We start from the raw sequence: 14,592 nt of genomic DNA on the forward strand, positions 1-14,592 counted from the left end.
TCACTCTATCGTGTGGACCGGGTGGTACACAGAATGGTAACGTCGCAATCATGTTCAGTCCGACAAGCCTCGAAATGCAATACGAACAGGCCGCCGCGGACGATTTCCGGATCCTGGTCGTCGGGGCGGGCGTTGCGGGGGTGACCGCCGCCCAACTGCTCCGGCGCGGCGGCCGGCACCCGGTGCTGATCGAACGCGCCGACGGTGTCTCGGCGCAGGGCTACATGCTCGCGCTCATGCCGATGGTGGACCCCGCGCTGGACGCCCTCGGCGTGCGGGAGGCTTATCGAAAAGCCGGCGTCGCGTTGACGCGCTACGCCGTGCACGGCCACACCGGGCGGCGGCTGCGGGTCGACTCCACCGAGACGCTGATGTCCCAGTTCGGTGACTACCGCGGTATCGCCCGTGGTCGCCTCCTCGACGTGCTGGCCGGGCCCCGGTGCCCGGTGACCTACGACGCCGTCGTCACCGGCATGGCTGAAACGGCAGACGGGGTGGACGTGGACATCGCGGTTGGCGGCACCGTGCGGCGGCTCGCCTTCGATCTTGTCGTGATCGCCGACGGGATGCACTCCGCGACAAGGGAGTTGGTCACGAACGGCGTCGAATGGGTCGACACCGGCTGGGGTGGTTGGGTGGTGTGGGCGGCCGAGGACGCCGACAGTGACCTCGGGTCGGAACTGTGGGGTGTCGGCGCCATCGTCGCGATGTACCCGGTGGCAGGCGCGCTCGGCGTTTTCCTCGGCGGCCCGCGCACGGAGACGGAGGCCGGGCCCGGCGCGTTCGTCGCCGCGCTGCGGCGCCGGCTCACGACGGTCGACGTCCGACTGGACCGTGCGATGGCGGCCGTGGCCGCCGATCCCGACCCGTACTACTGGGCGCTGACCGACTGTCGTGCGCCGCGGTGGACGACGGGACGGACCGTCCTGCTCGGCGACGCCGCCGCGGGTTTCCTCCCCACCGCGGGCGTCGGCGCCGGCATGGCGATCGAGTCGGCCTGGGTGCTCAGCCGAGTCCTGCGCCGTGCGGACCGCGGGCGGCTAGGCGAGCTGCTGGCCACCTACGAGAAGGTGCAGAGACCCCGTGTCGAGGCGGCGCAGGACAACTCGCGACGACTGGCCTCGATGATGTTCCGGCGGGGCCGGTTGCCGGCCGTGGCGCGTGAGCTCGCGATGCGGTGCGTCAGCGTCGAACGGGCGCTTCGCCCGATCCAGCAACTGCTGCGCGAGCAACCGGATCCCGACATCGACCTGGCGGGAACGTCCGCGCGAACCGATGCGTTGTGAATGCCATGCGCCTTTCTGTCCTCGACCTCGTACCCGTTCGCACCGACCAGTCCACCGGCGACGCGCTGGCGGCCTCGACGCAGCTGGCGCAGACCGCTGACCGGCTCGGATACACCCGGTACTGGGTCGCCGAGCACCACAACATGCCGTCGGTCGCGGCCACCAGCCCGCCGGTGGTGATCGCGCATCTGGCCGCGCACACCACGCAGCTGCGGCTGGGCTCCGGCGGTGTGATGCTGCCCAACCACGCGCCGCTGGCGGTGGCCGAGCAGTTCGCGTTGCTCGAGGCCGCCCATCCGGGCCGCATCGATCTGGGCATCGGCCGCGCGCCGGGCTCTGACCCGGTGACGTCGATGGCGCTGCGCGGCGCCGCGGGCCGCGACGACCGCGACATCGAGGCGTTCCCGGACTATCTCGACGACGTCGTCGCGCTGATGAGCGCGCGGGGTGTGCGGGTGCCCATCCCGAACCAGCGCTACATCCTCAAGGCCACGCCGGCCGCGGTGACCGAGCCGAAGCTGTGGCTGCTCGGCTCCTCGATGTACTCGGCCCACCTGGCCGCGGCGAAGGGGCTGCCGTACGTGTTCGCCCACCACTTCTCCGGCCAGGGCACCGCGGAGGCGCTGGAGGTCTACCGGTCCGAGTTCCGGCCCAGCGACCTGGCGCCCGAACCGGTGACGTTCCTGACCGTCAACGCCGTCGTCGCCGAAACCAACGCTGAGGCAACGGCTTTGGCGTTGCCCAATCTGCAGATGATGGCGCGGCTGCGGACGGGGCAGCCACTGGGGCCGCTCGACCTGGTCGAGGACGCCGAACGCCAGGAACTCGCTCCGCAGGCGCAGCGGATCGCCGAGGCCGCATTCGGGCGCGCGGTCGTCGGTGACCCGACCGAGGCCGCCGAGCAGGTGCGCGCACTGGCCGCGCAGTTCGGCGTCGACGAAGTCATGATCAACCCGGTCGCCTCCGCGCGCACGGGCACCGATCCGGCGACCGCGCCGGCCCGCGACAAGACGCTGGAACTGCTGGCCAAAGAGCTGTTCTAAGACGGCGTCAGCTTGACCACCGGGATCGTACGGGTGGTCCGCCTCTGGTACTCGATGTAGCGGTCCTTGTTGCCCTTCATGTTGTTGACCAGGCGCCACAGCCGCGGGAAGTCCGGGTCGTCCGGGAACACCGCCTGCGTGGTCACCGGGATGCGTTTCGGCCCGACGTTGATCTCGACGTTCGGGTTGGCCTTGAGGTTGTGGTACCAGCCCGGCGCCGTGGGTTCACCGCCCTTGGACGCCACCACCAGGTAGTCGTCGCCGTCCTGGGCGTAGCTGAGCGTATTGGCGCGCTGGGCACCGGTTTTCGCGCCGACGGTGTGCAGGATGAGCATCGGCGGACCGAACGGGATGGTGTGCCCGATCCGGCCGCCCGTCGCCTTGTGCACCCTGTCGTGCAGCAACAGCATCGGGTATCCGATGTACTTCTCCCACCACGGCATGCCCATGACGTCAGTCTTGCGCAGCGGTGTCGAGTTGCGCCAGCGCTTCCCGCAACAGGCGGCCGGACTCCTCCCGGTCGGGATCGCGACGCAGCAGCATGTTCTTGGCGAACGACAGCTTGTCGCCGCTGCGCCGCGGCAGCACGTGCAGATGGATGTGGAAGACGGTCTGGAATGCGGCCTTGCCATCGTTGATCACGATGTTGTTGCCGTCGGCGTGCAGACCGGAGATGCGTGCGGCCCGCGCGATGCGCTGGCCGATGCGGGTCATCGCGGCGACGGTCTCCGGCGGTGTGTCGGTCAGGTCGACGGTGTGCTTCTTGGGGATGACCAGGGTGTGGCCGCGGCTGAACGGACGGATGTCGAGGAGCGCGAGGTGGTCGTCGTCCTCGTAGATGCGGATGGCCGGCGCCTCTCCGGCGACGATGGCGCAGAAAACACACGACATTCCGCCACCGTAGCGGTCAGGTCGCGACGTTCTCCTTGGCCCACTCGCTCAGCCGTCGTTCCCGTTCCTCGGGCGAGACCTCCTCGACGCGCGTCATCACCGACCACCGCGTGCCGAACGGGTCGACGATGGAGGCGAACCGGTCACCGGTGACGAATGTCTGCACCGGTTCGCGGACGGTGGCCCCGGCCTCCTGTGCCCTGGCGACGACGGCGTCGACGTCGCCGCAGTACAGACCGATCGAGTACGTCGCGGGGCGGGCCGGATCGGGGGCGGCAATCTGATAGGCCTCCGCCGGATCGCCGACCTGCAGGCGTCCGCTGCCGAAGTCGAGTTCGGCGTGCGCGACGGTGCCGCCCGGGCCGTCCATCCGGTCGACGAGTTCGGCACCGAAAACCTCTGTGTAGAAATCGATTGCGGCCGCCGCACCGTCGATGCACAGGAACGGGGTCAGGCTGGTGTAGCCGGTGGGTATCGGTTGTGCGCTCATGGGCCCAGTCTGTTGCGCGCCCCGGCGCCCGGTATTGGAAAAACGCGACGGCGCCGCCCCGGGTAGGGGGCGACGCCGCCGGATTGCACGCGTCAGTTGTTGTTGCCACCCGTGCTGTTGTTGGAGTTGTTGCCGTTGTTGCTCGACGAGTTGTTCGTCGAGTTGTTGTTCGACTGGTTGCCGCCGGCGTTGGCGTTGGCGCTGCTGCGCGCACCGCCGCCGGTCGCGGCGCCGCCGTTGGCCGGGCCGCTGGTGGCCGAACCACTGCTGGTGGCGTTGCCGCCGCGGGTGATGTTGCCGTTGCTGTTGGCGGTGCCGCCGGTGCCGTCGCCGGCGTCCTGGTCGTTGTCGGCCTCGCCTCCGGTGGCCTCTCCGCCGGTGCCCGCCGCGTTGGCCGTGCTGCTGCCACCACCGGCGGTCGTCGAGCCGCCGCCGACGGTCTGCGCGCCGGTTCCGCCGCCGCCGGTGCCTGTGCCGTCGAGCGCACCGACGCCCGCACCGCCGACGCCGAGCTGCACGCCGGCGTCCACCGGGATCGCCACGCCGCCGGTCGAGACCGGTACCGCCGCGCCGGTGCCCCAACCGCCGAGCGCCAGACCGCCCAGCGCCGCACCGAGATTGGACCCGCCGACACCGATGCCGCCGAGCGCGGGGTTCAAGCCCAACGCCGCGCCCGCGACGGGCACGTCCACATCGGCGGCGAGGCTGGTGGCCGCTCCGCCGAGCGCGAGGCCGCCGAGTGTCGGCGCCGCGTTGATCGCGTTGCCGCCCGCGATGACCGGGCTGAGGATCGGCACGTTGAGCTGCCCGTTGGCGATGTTGCCGTTGGCGGCGCCGAACTGATTGGTGACGCCGTTGCCGTTGCTGCCGATCTGCAGGCTGTTGCCGTTGAGGATGCCGCTGAACCAGCCGCAGGCGAATCCCGAGTCGATGCAGTCGTCTTGAGCGGACGCGGTGGCGGCGTTGGCCAGCGCACCGAAGCCGATGGCGCAGCCGGCGATCGCGCTGACCGCCAGGGTGCGACTCAGCCTGCCGGACTCTCGTGACTTGCTAGTGTTCATTTCCGTTGGACTCCTTCACAATTGCTGTTCTTCCTTGGTCAGTGGGTTCGAAAAGGTAGGCAGTGCGACATCGCGCAACACTGCTGTCCGCTGTCACGTCATTGCCACCTCCCACGGCCCCCGTTCCATGACTTCAGTTGGCGGAGCCGTCGCTTCCGCCACCGTCGTTGCCGCCCGTGCTCTCGCCGCCGGGACTGCCGCCGCCGTCGCCGGGCCCGTCACCGTCGGGGGCGGCGCCTGCGCCCGGGCCGGTGGTGCCCGGCCCGTCGCCGCCGGCGGGCCCCCCGCTGCCGGTGCCCGGTCCTTCAGGGCTGGTGCCCTGGTCATCAGTGTTGAGGCGCGAGGTCGAAACGCCGCTCAGATGTGTGCCGGATCCACCTGTGTCGCTGCCGTTTTCGTCGTCGTCATCGGCTCCGGCGCGGCGGTTGGTCGCGCCTTCGTCGAGCGCGAGGCTCGTCGAGGCCGCGGTGGTCGTCTGCGCACTCAGCAACTCTTCGATCGGGTCGGGCGGGTTGGTGGTGGTGGTGCTCGTCGAGCCCGGGCCGATGTTGACCTGGTCGTTGGAGATGTTGCCCGAGCCGACAGAGACCTGATTGGAGTTGCCGTTGCCGTTGGTGCCGCCGACGACGGTGTTGCCGTTGCCCGACACGCCGTTCGAACTGTTGTTGCCGTTGCCGCTGGTGGTGTTGCTCGTCGCGGTGTTGTAGCTGATGTTCCCGCCGCCGAAGCTGAACTGCGGATTCCAGATGTTGGACACGAAGAACCCGAACTGCAGCGTGTTGCCGTTACCGCCGCCGAACAGGAACGTCCCGAACCATCCGCCCAGCGCGACCGTGGTGTGGCTGTAGTTGCCGTTGTTCATCGCGACGTTGGTCACCGCGGTGTTGTTGCTGATGTTGCCGCCGAAGATGCTGAACTGCGGATTGAAGATGTTCCCGGACAGCAGCGAGAACTGAACGGTGTTGCCGTTGCCCATCATTCCGCCGAGCCACGGCAACGGCCCGGAGCCGGTGCTCACCGTGGTGCTGCTGTTGTTGCCGTTGTTGATCGCGACGTTGGACACCGTCGTGTTGTTGCTGATGTTCGCACCGCCGAACAGGCTGAACTGCGGGTTGAAGATGTTGTAGGACAGGATGTTGATCTGGGTGGTGTTGCCGTTGCCGGTCGCGCCAGCAAGGTTGATCTGGGCGGACAACAACTGGTTGACGATGTTGTTGCCCATGTTCATCAGCACGTTGCCGATGGTTTTGTTGTTGCTCGTATTACCGCCGGTGAGGCCCAGCTGCGGGTCGAAGATGTTGCCCTCGAAGATGTTGATCCGAGTCGTGTTGGCCACGCCGTCGACCGTGCGGCCCGGCAGCAGGATCGACAGGGCATCCGCGGTCGGGGTGCTCAGGTCGTAGGCGGCGCCGATGCACATCGCCGCGCCGCCCGCGGCGATCGAACGCGTGAACCAGGACCGCGTCCGGCGGGTCCTGCGGTGGTGTCCCGACCGTTTACGCCGACGCCGGCCAGCGTCACCGAGTTCCGAGTTCATCGACGTCTCCCTCCTCGTCGCAGACTGGCCGTGCTGCTTGGGCAGGACAGTAGAACTTTGCTGATAGCTGTGTCAAGCATCACACTGGCACATTGGTGTCGCAGAAGGCGCATTTTTGGCAAATATACATCGGCGTTGATTCGCGGTCGCCGCAATCCGCGCAGCCGTCTAATGGCATGCTGCTACGTGCGCAGATATCGATACATCGCAGTATGGTCGCGCAGCGCGCGCAAACCAAAAGAATTGACTGCTGCGAAGATCGCAAATATTAGCGGTAACGATATTTCTGACTTGGGCTCTTGTAATTTTCGACCATGCTATTAACTGAAATCGCGGATTGTGCACGTGTGGGTCGCGTTGCGGTCCGTCGACGCGGGCAGCCGTGCGATCACAGCCGGGACGTGGCGTTACGCCGTGCGGAATCTCGCCCGTCGGTCCGCCGGGCGGCGCCGCCACGCCGGACGGTCAATGCGGAGGCGCATTCGCGCGGTTATTCGAGGCGGGCAATTAGACAGGAAGCGAAGCCTTTATCCGCCGACTCGGGCAGCGTCGCTGGCGACGTTGTCGGGGCCGCGTAGGGACGTGCTGCGCCCACGGGTCGAAATGGCCCAACAATGGCCGCTTTCGTAGCCTTTCGACCATGGACCCACACGACGTTTCGGCGGCGCCGATCCGCGGCGTCGTCGGACGCGCCACCAGCGCATCGAAGTTCGACCTGCAGCGGTGGACGCCCTCGGGCGGGTCGGCGACGTACGTGGACAACTTCTGGTCGGTGCGATGGGATCTGCGGGGCGCAGACCCGCACCGCAGCACGGTGATCACGTTCCCCTCGGTGCATCTCACCCGCGAGTGGGGCGACGGCGGCTCACGCCACGGCGCGCCGCTGCCGAACACCCTGGTGCACGGCGTGGTCGAGCGGGTTTTCCACACGACGATCGACGGCGTGGGCGCCGTGGTGGGCGCCAGATTCCGGCCCGGCGGCTTCACCGCGTGCTTCGGCCGCGACGCGTCGACGCTGACCGGTCGGGTGCTTCCGGCAGACGATGAGCTCATCGGTGCCGCAATCGAATTCGACGACGACATCGAATCGGCCGCCGCGACCCTCGATGACCTCATCGCCGCGCACCGCCCGCAGCAGGACCCGACGTACACCGCGCTGACCGCGCTGGTCGACCGGATCCGTGACGACGAGCGGCTGCAGAGGGTGGAACAGGTGATGCAGCTGTCCCCGTGGAGCACGCGCACCACGCAGCGCGTCTTTCGCCGCTACGTCGGCGTACCGGTCAAATGGGTGCTGTGCCGGTACCGGCTGCAGCAGGCGGCGCTGGACATCGAAACCGCGCCCGACATCGACTTCGCCGACCTCGCAGTCCGCCTCGGCTGGTACGACCAGGCGCATTTCATCAACGACTTCCGCGCGATGCTCGGGGAAACTCCCGGCGAATACGCAGCCAGATACCGGCCCTGAGCCGATACGCTGCGGCCGTGGACACCTGCGAGCTCGCGTTCGCCGGCGCCGCCGAGCAGGCGCGCCGACTCGCTGCGGGCGCGATCACGGCGCCGGATCTGCTCGAGTTGTATCTGGACCGCATCGCACGTCTCGACCCGCTGTTGCACGCGTACCGCGTCGTCGTCGCCGAGAGCGCCCGCCGTGAGGCCGCCGCCGCGCAGTCCCGGATCGACGCCGGTGAGCGGCTGCCGCTGCTCGGCGTGCCGATCGCGATCAAGGACAACGTCGACGTCGCCGGCGAGACGACCACATACGGCAGTTCTGCGCACGGCCCGGCGCCGGAGCGCGACGCCGAAGTGGTCCAACGTCTCCGGCAGGCCGGTGCGGTCGTGATCGGCAAGACCACCGTCCCGGAGATGCTGCTGTGGCCGTTCACGGAAACCATCACGTTCGGGGCGACACGTAACCCGTGGAACGTCGACTTCGCGCCGGGCGGTAGCAGCGGCGGAAGCGGTGCGGCGGTGGCCGCGGGGCTGGCGCCGATCGCGTTGGGATCCGACGGCATGGGATCGATCCGGATCCCGGCCACCTGGTGTGGTTTGTTCGGCCTCAAACCGCAACGTGACCGGGTGCCGATGGCGCCGCACGACGACGCCTGGAACGGGCTGAGCGTCAACGGGCCGATCACGCGGACGGTGGAGGACGCCGGCCTGTTCCTGGAGGCGGTGACGGGGGAGTCCGGGTTCGTCGATGCAGCCAAGAACGAACCGCGGCGCCTGCGAATCGCGTTGAGCGACAAGCTCCCTCCGCTGCTGATGGCACGGCTCGGCCGGGTGCAGCGAACCGCACTGGACGAGGCGGGCAGGCTGCTGCGCGATCTCGGCCACGACGTGGTCGTCCGCGATCCCGACTACCCGACGTCGGTGATGTTCGACCAGGCGCTGCCGCGGTACTTCAGAGGGTGCTATGACGACGTTCAGACGCTCGCGCATCCCGAACGCCTCGAAGCCCGCACGCGCAGCTTCGCACGGGTCGGCAAGATGATTTCTGATCGCCGGATGACGGCGATCCGTGCGGCGGAAAGCGTGACGGCCGAACGCATTCAGGCCATCTTCGATGACGTGGACGTCGTGGTGACACCGGGCACGGCCCGCGGCCCTTCGCGCATCGGCGGATATCAGCGCCGCGGGATGCTGTCGACGCTGCTCTCGGTGGCCTCGCGCGTCCCGTATCAGGCGCTGATCAACGTGACCGGGCAACCGGCCGCGGTCGTGCCGTGGGGATTCGACGGCAACGGGGTGCCGACGTCCGTGCAGTTGATCGGCAGGCCCTCCGATGAGGCGACGCTGCTGTCGCTGGCCGGTCAGATCGAGAAGGTCAGGCCGTGGGCGCACCGGCGCCCGCCGGTGTCCTGAACCGTCAGGGGCCCAGCGCTTCGCGCCACACCGCGAGCTTGTCGAGGTAGGGCATCGTTTGCGCCGGACTGGTGGACGGAAGCCGCCGATACGGCAGATTCGGTGCAGAAGCGACGAGACGGGAGAAGTTCCTCTCGGCCGCCGCACCGTTGAACACCACCTTCGCGATGCTCGGGTGTGCGGCGAAGAAGCCCTCGAAGTCGTTGGGCACCATGCTGTTCGGCTCCACCGCCGAATCGAGGCTGCCTTCGCGCCGGCAGGACCGCAGCACGTCCCACACTGCGATGCCGTGCCCGGTCACCGCCGCGCACCGCTCGAGGTACGGCGCGTCGGCGGCGAACCCGAATATCTCGCCGGCGATCCGCCAGAAAGCGTTGCGGGGGTTTCCGTAGTACTGCTGGGAGGCCAGCGACATCACGCTGGGCATATTGCCGAGGATCAACGTGTGCGGCCGAACGCCCACGATCGGCGGCAGTCCGTGCAGCACCGACGAACCCATGATGCGACTATCCCACGCGGTATACGTTGGGCCGATGGCCGACGACCCAGCCGACGACCTCGACATCGAGCAGTCGGGGTTGCTCGACGGGCTGGACGGCGAGGCGCGCGCCCAACGCGCAGCACTGATCCGTTGGCTGCTCGACAAGGGCATCACCGTCGACCAGATCCGCAACGCCTTCCTGCCCATGCTGCTCGGCGCCCGGCAGGCCCTCGGCGACGACGGCGTATACGTGTCGGCCCGCGAAACCAGCGAGAAGATCGGGATGGATCTCGGCCTGCTGCAACGCGTCCAGCGGGCGATGGGCCTGCCCGCCGTCGAGGATCCCGATGCCGCGGTCTACCTGCGTGCCGACGCCGAGGTCGCCACCTTCAGCCAGCAGTTCCTCGAATTCGGCATCGAACCCGAACAGCTCGTGCAGATCACGCGTGTGCTGACCGAGGGGTTGTCGAAGGCTGCGGAAGTCATGCGCTACGCGGCGCTGGCGACGGTGTTCAACCCGGGCGCGTCGGAACTCGAGATCGCCAGGAACGCCGAGGCACTCGTGCACGCTGCGTCCCCGATGCTCGGGCCGATGATCCAGGAGATGCTTCGCCTGCAGTTGCGGCACCTGATGGAGACCGAGGCGATCACCGCGTCCGAACGCGCCGACGGGCAGCGCCTGCCCGGCGCCCGACTGGTCACGATCGCGTTCGCCGACCTCGTCGGCTTCACCCGACTGGGTGAAGCGGTCCCGCCCGAGGATCTGGAGCGGCTGGCTCAGCGGTTGTCCGACCTCGCGTACGAGGTGTCGGTTCCGCCGGTCCGGTTCGTCAAGACCATCGGTGACGAGGTGATGCTGGTCAGCCCCGATCCGGTCCCGCTGCTGGACGCCGTGCTGCGGCTGGTCGAGCAGACCAACGACGACGAGGACTTCCCGCAGTTGCGGGTCGGGGTGGCGACGGGAATGGCGGTCAGCCGCACCGGAGACTGGTTCGGCAGTTCGGTCAACCTCGCCAGCCGCGTCACCGGGGCGGCCCGGCCCGGATCGGTTCTGGTGCCGGAGTCGACGCGAGAAGCCGTCGACGACGAGCGGTTCGCGTTCTCCTTCGCCGGCGCGCGCCGCCTCAAGAACATCAAGTCCGAGGTGAAGCTGTTCAGGGTCCGCCACGCCGACGGCTGAATTACCCTTCACCCATGAGCCGGGTCGTGAAGGTCGTGTGGGTCGGGCTGCTCGCCGGGTGGGCCGCGCTGCTGGGTGCGGGATCCGCGCATGCGCAGCCGCTGCCGCCGGCGTGCGGGTACACCTTGTCACCGCCGCAGGTGGTGCACACCGACGGGGTCGGCCGGGTCACGGCGACGGTGTCGTTCGGCGACTGTTTCGGTCCGTTCCGGCCCGCGATGAGTGTCGCCTGCGTGTACCTGGCCGGGCCCAGCTCGCAGGGACAGTGCACGCAGGCCCGCGGGCCGGGAGCCGCGCAGGTGTTCTTCGAGCCGTATCAGCCTGGCGCCACCTATATCTCGAGCGGGCGGGGCTGCGGCAAGGTGTTCGAGGACGCCCTGGAGCCCAACTGCCAGATGCTCGGTCCGATCAACGCGACGCTGTAGCCGAGAAGCGGCGCAGCCGAAGGCTGTTGCTCACCACGAAGACCGAGCTGAACGCCATCGCGGCGCCGGCGATCATCGGGTTGAGCAGTCCGGCGGCGGCCAGCGGCAGTGCGGCGACGTTGTAGGCGAACGCCCAGAACAGATTGCCCTTGATCGTCGACAATGTCCTGCGTGACAGGCGGATCGCGTCGGGCACCGCGTTGAGGTCGTCGCGCACCAACGTGACGTCGCTGGCTTCGATCGCCACGTCGGTGCCGCTGCCCATCGCCAGACCGAGGTCCGCCTGCGCCAGCGCCGCGGCGTCGTTGACGCCGTCGCCGACCATCGCCACCACCTTGCCGTCGGCCTGCAGACGCTTGACCGCGTCGACCTTGTCCTGCGGCAGCACCTCGGCCACCACGTCGTCGATGCCCACCTGCCCCGCGATGGTGCGTGCCGCCGCCTCGTTGTCGCCGGTGACCATCACCGGGCTCAGCCCGAGCGCGCGCAGGCGGGCGACGGCCTGCGCCGATGTCGGTTTGACGGTGTCGGACACCACCAGGACACCGCGGACCTCGTCATCCCAGCCGACCGCGACCGCTGTCCGGCCCTCCGACTCAGCTTGACGCAGTGCGCCTTCCAGTTGTTCGGGGAAGTCGTAGCCGGACAACAGCCGCCGGCGCCCGACAACGACCTCGCGGCCGTCGACGACGCCGCGCACACCGAGACCGCGTTCGTTGACGAAGTCCTCGACGACGGGCAGCTCGCCGACCTTGTCGCGGGCGCCCTGCACGATGGCCCGCGCGATCGGATGCTCCGACCCGTCCTCGACGGCGCCGGCGGCCCGCAGCACGTCGGCGGCTTCCGTACCGCCGGCGGTTACGACATCGACGAGCGTCATCGTGCCGGTGGTGATCGTGCCGGTCTTGTCCAACACGATGGTGTCGACGCGCCGGGTCGACTCCAGCACCTCGGGGCCCTTGATGAGGATGCCCAGCTGGGCGCCCCGGCCCGTGCCGACCATCAGCGCGGTCGGGGTCGCCAGCCCGAGCGCGCACGGGCACGCGATGATCAGAACCGCGACCGCCGCGGTGAACGCAGCGGCCACGGAACCCCCTGTGCCCAGCCAGAATCCGAGGGTGGCCACCGCGAGCGCGATCACGATCGGCACGAACACACCGGAGATCCGGTCGGCGAGGCGCTGCGCGGGCGCCTTGCCGTTCTGGGCTTCGGCGACGAGGCGCGCCATCTGGGCGATCTGGGTGTCGCTGCCGACGCGGTGGGCGCGCACGACGAGCCGCCCGTCGACGTTGACTGTCGCTCCGACCACCGCGTCTCCGGGTTCGACATCCACGGGCACGGGCTCGCCGGTCAGCATCGACGCGTCGACCGCGGATCGGCCGTCGACGACGACGCCGTCGGTGGCGATCTTCTCGCCGGGCCGGACCACGAACTCGTCGCCGACCACGAGCTGGTCGATCGGAATCCGTTGCTCGACACCGTCTCTGCGGACCATCACATCGCGAGCACCGAGTTCCAGCAGTGCTCGCAGCGCGGCGCCGGCGCGTCGTTTGGACCGCGCCTCGAAGTAGCGCCCGGCGAGGATGAACGTCGTCACCCCCGCGGCCACCTCGAAGTAGACGCTGCCCGAACCGTCGGTGCGCGACAGCGTCAACGAGAACGGATGCGTCATCCCGGGTGTGCCGGCGGTGCCCCAGAACAGCGCGTACACCGACCAACCCAGCGCCGCCAGCGTGCCCATCGAGATCAGCGTGTCCATCGTGGTGCTGCCGTGGCGCAGGTTCGTGAACGCGGCGCGGTGGAACGGCCAAGCGCCCCACACCACGACCGGTGCCGCCAGCGTCAGCGACAGCCACTGCCAGTTGGTGAACTGCAGCGCGGGGATCATCGCCATCGCGATCACCGGGACCGTCAACGCCAGCGAGACGAGCAGCCGCTGCCGCAGCGCCGCGGTGGGATCCGTTGTGGCGTCGTACTCTTCGGAGGTTACGGTGACGGGCAGGTGGGCCTCGTAACCCGCGTCGTGCACCGTGGCCACCAGTGCCTCGGGGGTCACGCCGTCGCCGTACTCCACGCGGGCCTTCTCGGTGGCGAAGTTGACCGTCGCGGTGACCCCGTCGATCTTGTTGAGCTTGCGTTCGATCCGGTTCGCGCACGAGGCGCACGTCATACCGTCGATCGACAGCTCGATGGTGTCAGTGGCCATGTCCGTCTCCGTGCGCGTCTTGGGTGGGCCCATCTTGGTCGGGCGCCGCCGAGCCCGGAACGGTCACCGTGAAGGCGGCGGTGCGGACCGTGTCGCGGTGCTGAAAGTCCAGGAACAGCCGGTAGTCCCCGGCGCTGGGGAAGGCGGTGCGGAATTGGATCGCGGGGCCGCTGCGCTCGGCCATCGGGTGCACGTGCAGATAGCCGAGGTCGGCGGCGCGGATCGCGACGAGATGCCCGTAGGCGCCGAGGTAGGGCTGCAGGTCCTCGACCGGGGCGCCGTCGCGTTCGACAGACAGGGTCAACGTCGACGCAGTGCCGGCGGGCGCGGTACCGCTGAGCGTCACCGAGTAGTCGTCGACTTCGGACACGACGGCCGGCGCGGGCAACGGCTGCGGCCGGTAGTCGCCGGCGACGTGCACGTTGGCGCCCAGCGTCACCGCGGGTCCGCCCGCCGGCACGAAATCGGCGTACACGCGGTAGTCGCCGGCGCGGCGGAAATCGACCGGGACCCGCCAGGTGCCCTGCTCGTCGAGGACCGGGTGCAGGTGCTGGAACACCGCCAGGTCGTTGCTGACCACGATCAGGTGCAGCAGCTTTTCGTGCGTCTCCGCGAAGCGGGTGACCGGCGCACCGTCGGCGCCGAGGATCCGGAACCGGAACGGCGCATTGTCCCGGGCACGCTGCAGCGGCTGTGCGAGGTCCAGCGTGTAGCCGTCCTCGGTCACCTGCAGGCCGCCCGGTTGCTCGGCGGCGGACGCATCGTGCGCAGCGGTCGAATGCCCCGCCGCGTCGCCGTCCGGGCCGAACGCGCGGCCGACCCACACGGACACCGCGAAGACCGCCGCCAGCGCGGCGACGAACGCGGTGATCCGGCTGCCGGTGTTCATCAGCCGGCCAAGCGGTAGCCCGCTTCTTCCACGGCGTTCTGGATGGCGCCGGTTTCGACCGGGGCCACACTGTCAATGGTCACCATGCCGGACGCGACGTCGACGTCGACCGCGGTCACGCCGCTGATCTCGCCGATCTCCTCGCGTACTGAGGCGGCGCAGTGGCCGCAGGTCATTCCGGTGACGGTGACGGTCGTGGTGGTGGTCATGCAGCCCAGCGTACAGATACCCCCTAGGG

The 14,592-nt window shown here is 69.0% G+C and carries 15 protein-coding genes; 6 read left to right on the forward strand and 9 right to left on the reverse strand.

The annotated features are described in order from the left end of the window. Positions 1-50: 50 nt before the first annotated feature. Both BLW81_RS14760 and BLW81_RS14765 read left to right on the forward strand, forming a co-directional pair. Complete coding sequence (locus tag BLW81_RS14760; RefSeq protein WP_083407808.1) at positions 51-1,286, forward strand: FAD-dependent oxidoreductase; 1,236 nt, start codon at positions 51-53, stop codon at positions 1,284-1,286. 5 nt (positions 1,287-1,291) lie between these two features. Further along, positions 1,292-2,329, forward strand: coding sequence for an LLM class flavin-dependent oxidoreductase (locus BLW81_RS14765; RefSeq protein ID WP_083410554.1), 1,038 nt, complete (start codon positions 1,292-1,294; stop codon positions 2,327-2,329). Here BLW81_RS14765 and BLW81_RS14770 read toward each other — a convergent pair. From BLW81_RS14770 to BLW81_RS29715, 5 genes are all read right to left on the reverse strand, one after another. After that, positions 2,326-2,772 (reverse strand): nitroreductase family deazaflavin-dependent oxidoreductase, encoded by a 447-nt coding sequence (locus tag BLW81_RS14770; RefSeq protein WP_083410555.1) that lies wholly within the window; start codon positions 2,770-2,772, stop codon positions 2,326-2,328. The two genes, BLW81_RS14765 and BLW81_RS14770, sit on opposite strands and share 4 nt — an antisense overlap. Positions 2,773-2,782: 10 nt before the next feature. After that, complete coding sequence (locus tag BLW81_RS14775; RefSeq protein WP_083407809.1) at positions 2,783-3,220, reverse strand: HIT family protein; 438 nt, start codon at positions 3,218-3,220, stop codon at positions 2,783-2,785. Positions 3,221-3,236: 16 nt separating this feature from the next. Beyond that, positions 3,237-3,710: a VOC family protein gene (locus BLW81_RS14780; protein ID WP_083407810.1), complete on the reverse strand. Its 474-nt coding sequence runs from the start codon at positions 3,708-3,710 to the stop codon at positions 3,237-3,239. A gap of 92 nt (positions 3,711-3,802) precedes the next feature. Beyond that, entirely contained in the window at positions 3,803-4,771 is a 969-nt protein-coding gene (locus tag BLW81_RS14785; RefSeq protein WP_083407811.1) for a hypothetical protein, read from the reverse strand. Positions 4,772-4,904: 133 nt separating this feature from the next. Further along, positions 4,905-6,308 (reverse strand): hypothetical protein, encoded by a 1,404-nt coding sequence (locus tag BLW81_RS29715; RefSeq protein ID WP_197680319.1) that lies wholly within the window; start codon positions 6,306-6,308, stop codon positions 4,905-4,907. Positions 6,309-6,948: 640 nt separating this feature from the next. Here BLW81_RS29715 and BLW81_RS14795 point away from each other — a divergent pair. Then, on the forward strand, positions 6,949-7,776 hold the full coding sequence (locus tag BLW81_RS14795) for an AraC family transcriptional regulator (protein ID WP_083407813.1): 828 nt from the start codon (positions 6,949-6,951) through the stop codon (positions 7,774-7,776). 17 nt (positions 7,777-7,793) lie between these two features. Continuing rightward, on the forward strand, positions 7,794-9,173 hold the full coding sequence (locus tag BLW81_RS14800; protein ID WP_083407814.1) for an amidase: 1,380 nt from the start codon (positions 7,794-7,796) through the stop codon (positions 9,171-9,173). 4 nt (positions 9,174-9,177) lie between these two features. Here the strand turns inward: BLW81_RS14800 and BLW81_RS14805 are convergent, their stop codons facing one another. Continuing rightward, positions 9,178-9,672 (reverse strand): DNA-deoxyinosine glycosylase, encoded by a 495-nt coding sequence (locus BLW81_RS14805; RefSeq protein WP_083407815.1) that lies wholly within the window; start codon positions 9,670-9,672, stop codon positions 9,178-9,180. A 34-nt stretch (positions 9,673-9,706) separates the two neighbouring features. Between BLW81_RS14805 and BLW81_RS14810 the strand changes: the two genes are divergently transcribed. After that, positions 9,707-10,834 (forward strand): adenylate/guanylate cyclase domain-containing protein, encoded by a 1,128-nt coding sequence (locus tag BLW81_RS14810; protein ID WP_083407816.1) that lies wholly within the window; start codon positions 9,707-9,709, stop codon positions 10,832-10,834. A gap of 14 nt (positions 10,835-10,848) precedes the next feature. After that, positions 10,849-11,259, forward strand: coding sequence for a hypothetical protein (locus BLW81_RS14815; RefSeq protein WP_083407817.1), 411 nt, complete (start codon positions 10,849-10,851; stop codon positions 11,257-11,259). Here the strand turns inward: BLW81_RS14815 and BLW81_RS14820 are convergent. The 3 genes from BLW81_RS14820 to BLW81_RS14830 are packed head-to-tail and all read right to left on the reverse strand — an operon-like array spanning position 11,243 to position 14,563. Then, positions 11,243-13,465, reverse strand: a complete 2,223-nt coding sequence (locus tag BLW81_RS14820; RefSeq protein WP_083410556.1) for a heavy metal translocating P-type ATPase — start codon at positions 13,463-13,465, stop codon at positions 11,243-11,245. The genes BLW81_RS14815 and BLW81_RS14820 overlap by 17 nt on opposite strands. Then, the gene (locus BLW81_RS14825; RefSeq protein ID WP_083407818.1) at positions 13,455-14,354 is read right to left on the reverse strand and encodes a DUF8832 domain-containing protein; all 900 of its coding nucleotides are present in this window, start codon (positions 14,352-14,354) and stop codon (positions 13,455-13,457) included. Before BLW81_RS14825 ends, BLW81_RS14820 begins: the two co-directional genes overlap by 11 nt. Next, a complete protein-coding gene (locus BLW81_RS14830) occupies positions 14,354-14,563 on the reverse strand; it encodes a heavy-metal-associated domain-containing protein (RefSeq protein ID WP_083407819.1) in 210 nt (69 codons plus the stop codon). Before BLW81_RS14830 ends, BLW81_RS14825 begins: the two co-directional genes overlap by 1 nt. Positions 14,564-14,592: the final 29 nt, after the last annotated feature.

It is taken from the genome of Mycolicibacterium rutilum (assembly GCF_900108565.1).
GTDB lineage: Bacteria > Actinomycetota > Actinomycetes > Mycobacteriales > Mycobacteriaceae > Mycobacterium > Mycobacterium rutilum.

Bases quoted from the DNA above. Each gene is read 5' to 3' on its own strand.
- BLW81_RS14805 (WP_083407815.1), bottom strand. From the start codon at position 9,672: ATGGGTTCGTCGGTGCTGCACGGACTGCCGCCGATCGTGGGCGTTCGG.
- BLW81_RS14765 (WP_083410554.1), top strand. From the start codon at position 1,292: ATGCGCCTTTCTGTCCTCGACCTCGTACCCGTTCGCACCGACCAGTCC.
- BLW81_RS14775 (WP_083407809.1), bottom strand. From the start codon at position 3,220: ATGTCGTGTGTTTTCTGCGCCATCGTCGCCGGAGAGGCGCCGGCCATC.
- BLW81_RS14770 (WP_083410555.1), bottom strand. From the start codon at position 2,772: ATGCCGTGGTGGGAGAAGTACATCGGATACCCGATGCTGTTGCTGCAC.
- BLW81_RS14810 (WP_083407816.1), top strand. From the start codon at position 9,707: ATGGCCGACGACCCAGCCGACGACCTCGACATCGAGCAGTCGGGGTTG.
- BLW81_RS14780 (WP_083407810.1), bottom strand. From the start codon at position 3,710: ATGAGCGCACAACCGATACCCACCGGCTACACCAGCCTGACCCCGTTC.
- BLW81_RS14815 (WP_083407817.1), top strand. From the start codon at position 10,849: ATGAGCCGGGTCGTGAAGGTCGTGTGGGTCGGGCTGCTCGCCGGGTGG.
- BLW81_RS14795 (WP_083407813.1), top strand. From the start codon at position 6,949: ATGGACCCACACGACGTTTCGGCGGCGCCGATCCGCGGCGTCGTCGGA.
- BLW81_RS29715 (WP_197680319.1), bottom strand. From the start codon at position 6,308: ATGAACTCGGAACTCGGTGACGCTGGCCGGCGTCGGCGTAAACGGTCG.
- BLW81_RS14820 (WP_083410556.1), bottom strand. From the start codon at position 13,465: ATGGCCACTGACACCATCGAGCTGTCGATCGACGGTATGACGTGCGCC.
- BLW81_RS14785 (WP_083407811.1), bottom strand. From the start codon at position 4,771: ATGAACACTAGCAAGTCACGAGAGTCCGGCAGGCTGAGTCGCACCCTG.
- BLW81_RS14825 (WP_083407818.1), bottom strand. From the start codon at position 14,354: ATGAACACCGGCAGCCGGATCACCGCGTTCGTCGCCGCGCTGGCGGCG.
- BLW81_RS14760 (WP_083407808.1), top strand. From the start codon at position 51: ATGTTCAGTCCGACAAGCCTCGAAATGCAATACGAACAGGCCGCCGCG.
- BLW81_RS14830 (WP_083407819.1), bottom strand. From the start codon at position 14,563: ATGACCACCACCACGACCGTCACCGTCACCGGAATGACCTGCGGCCAC.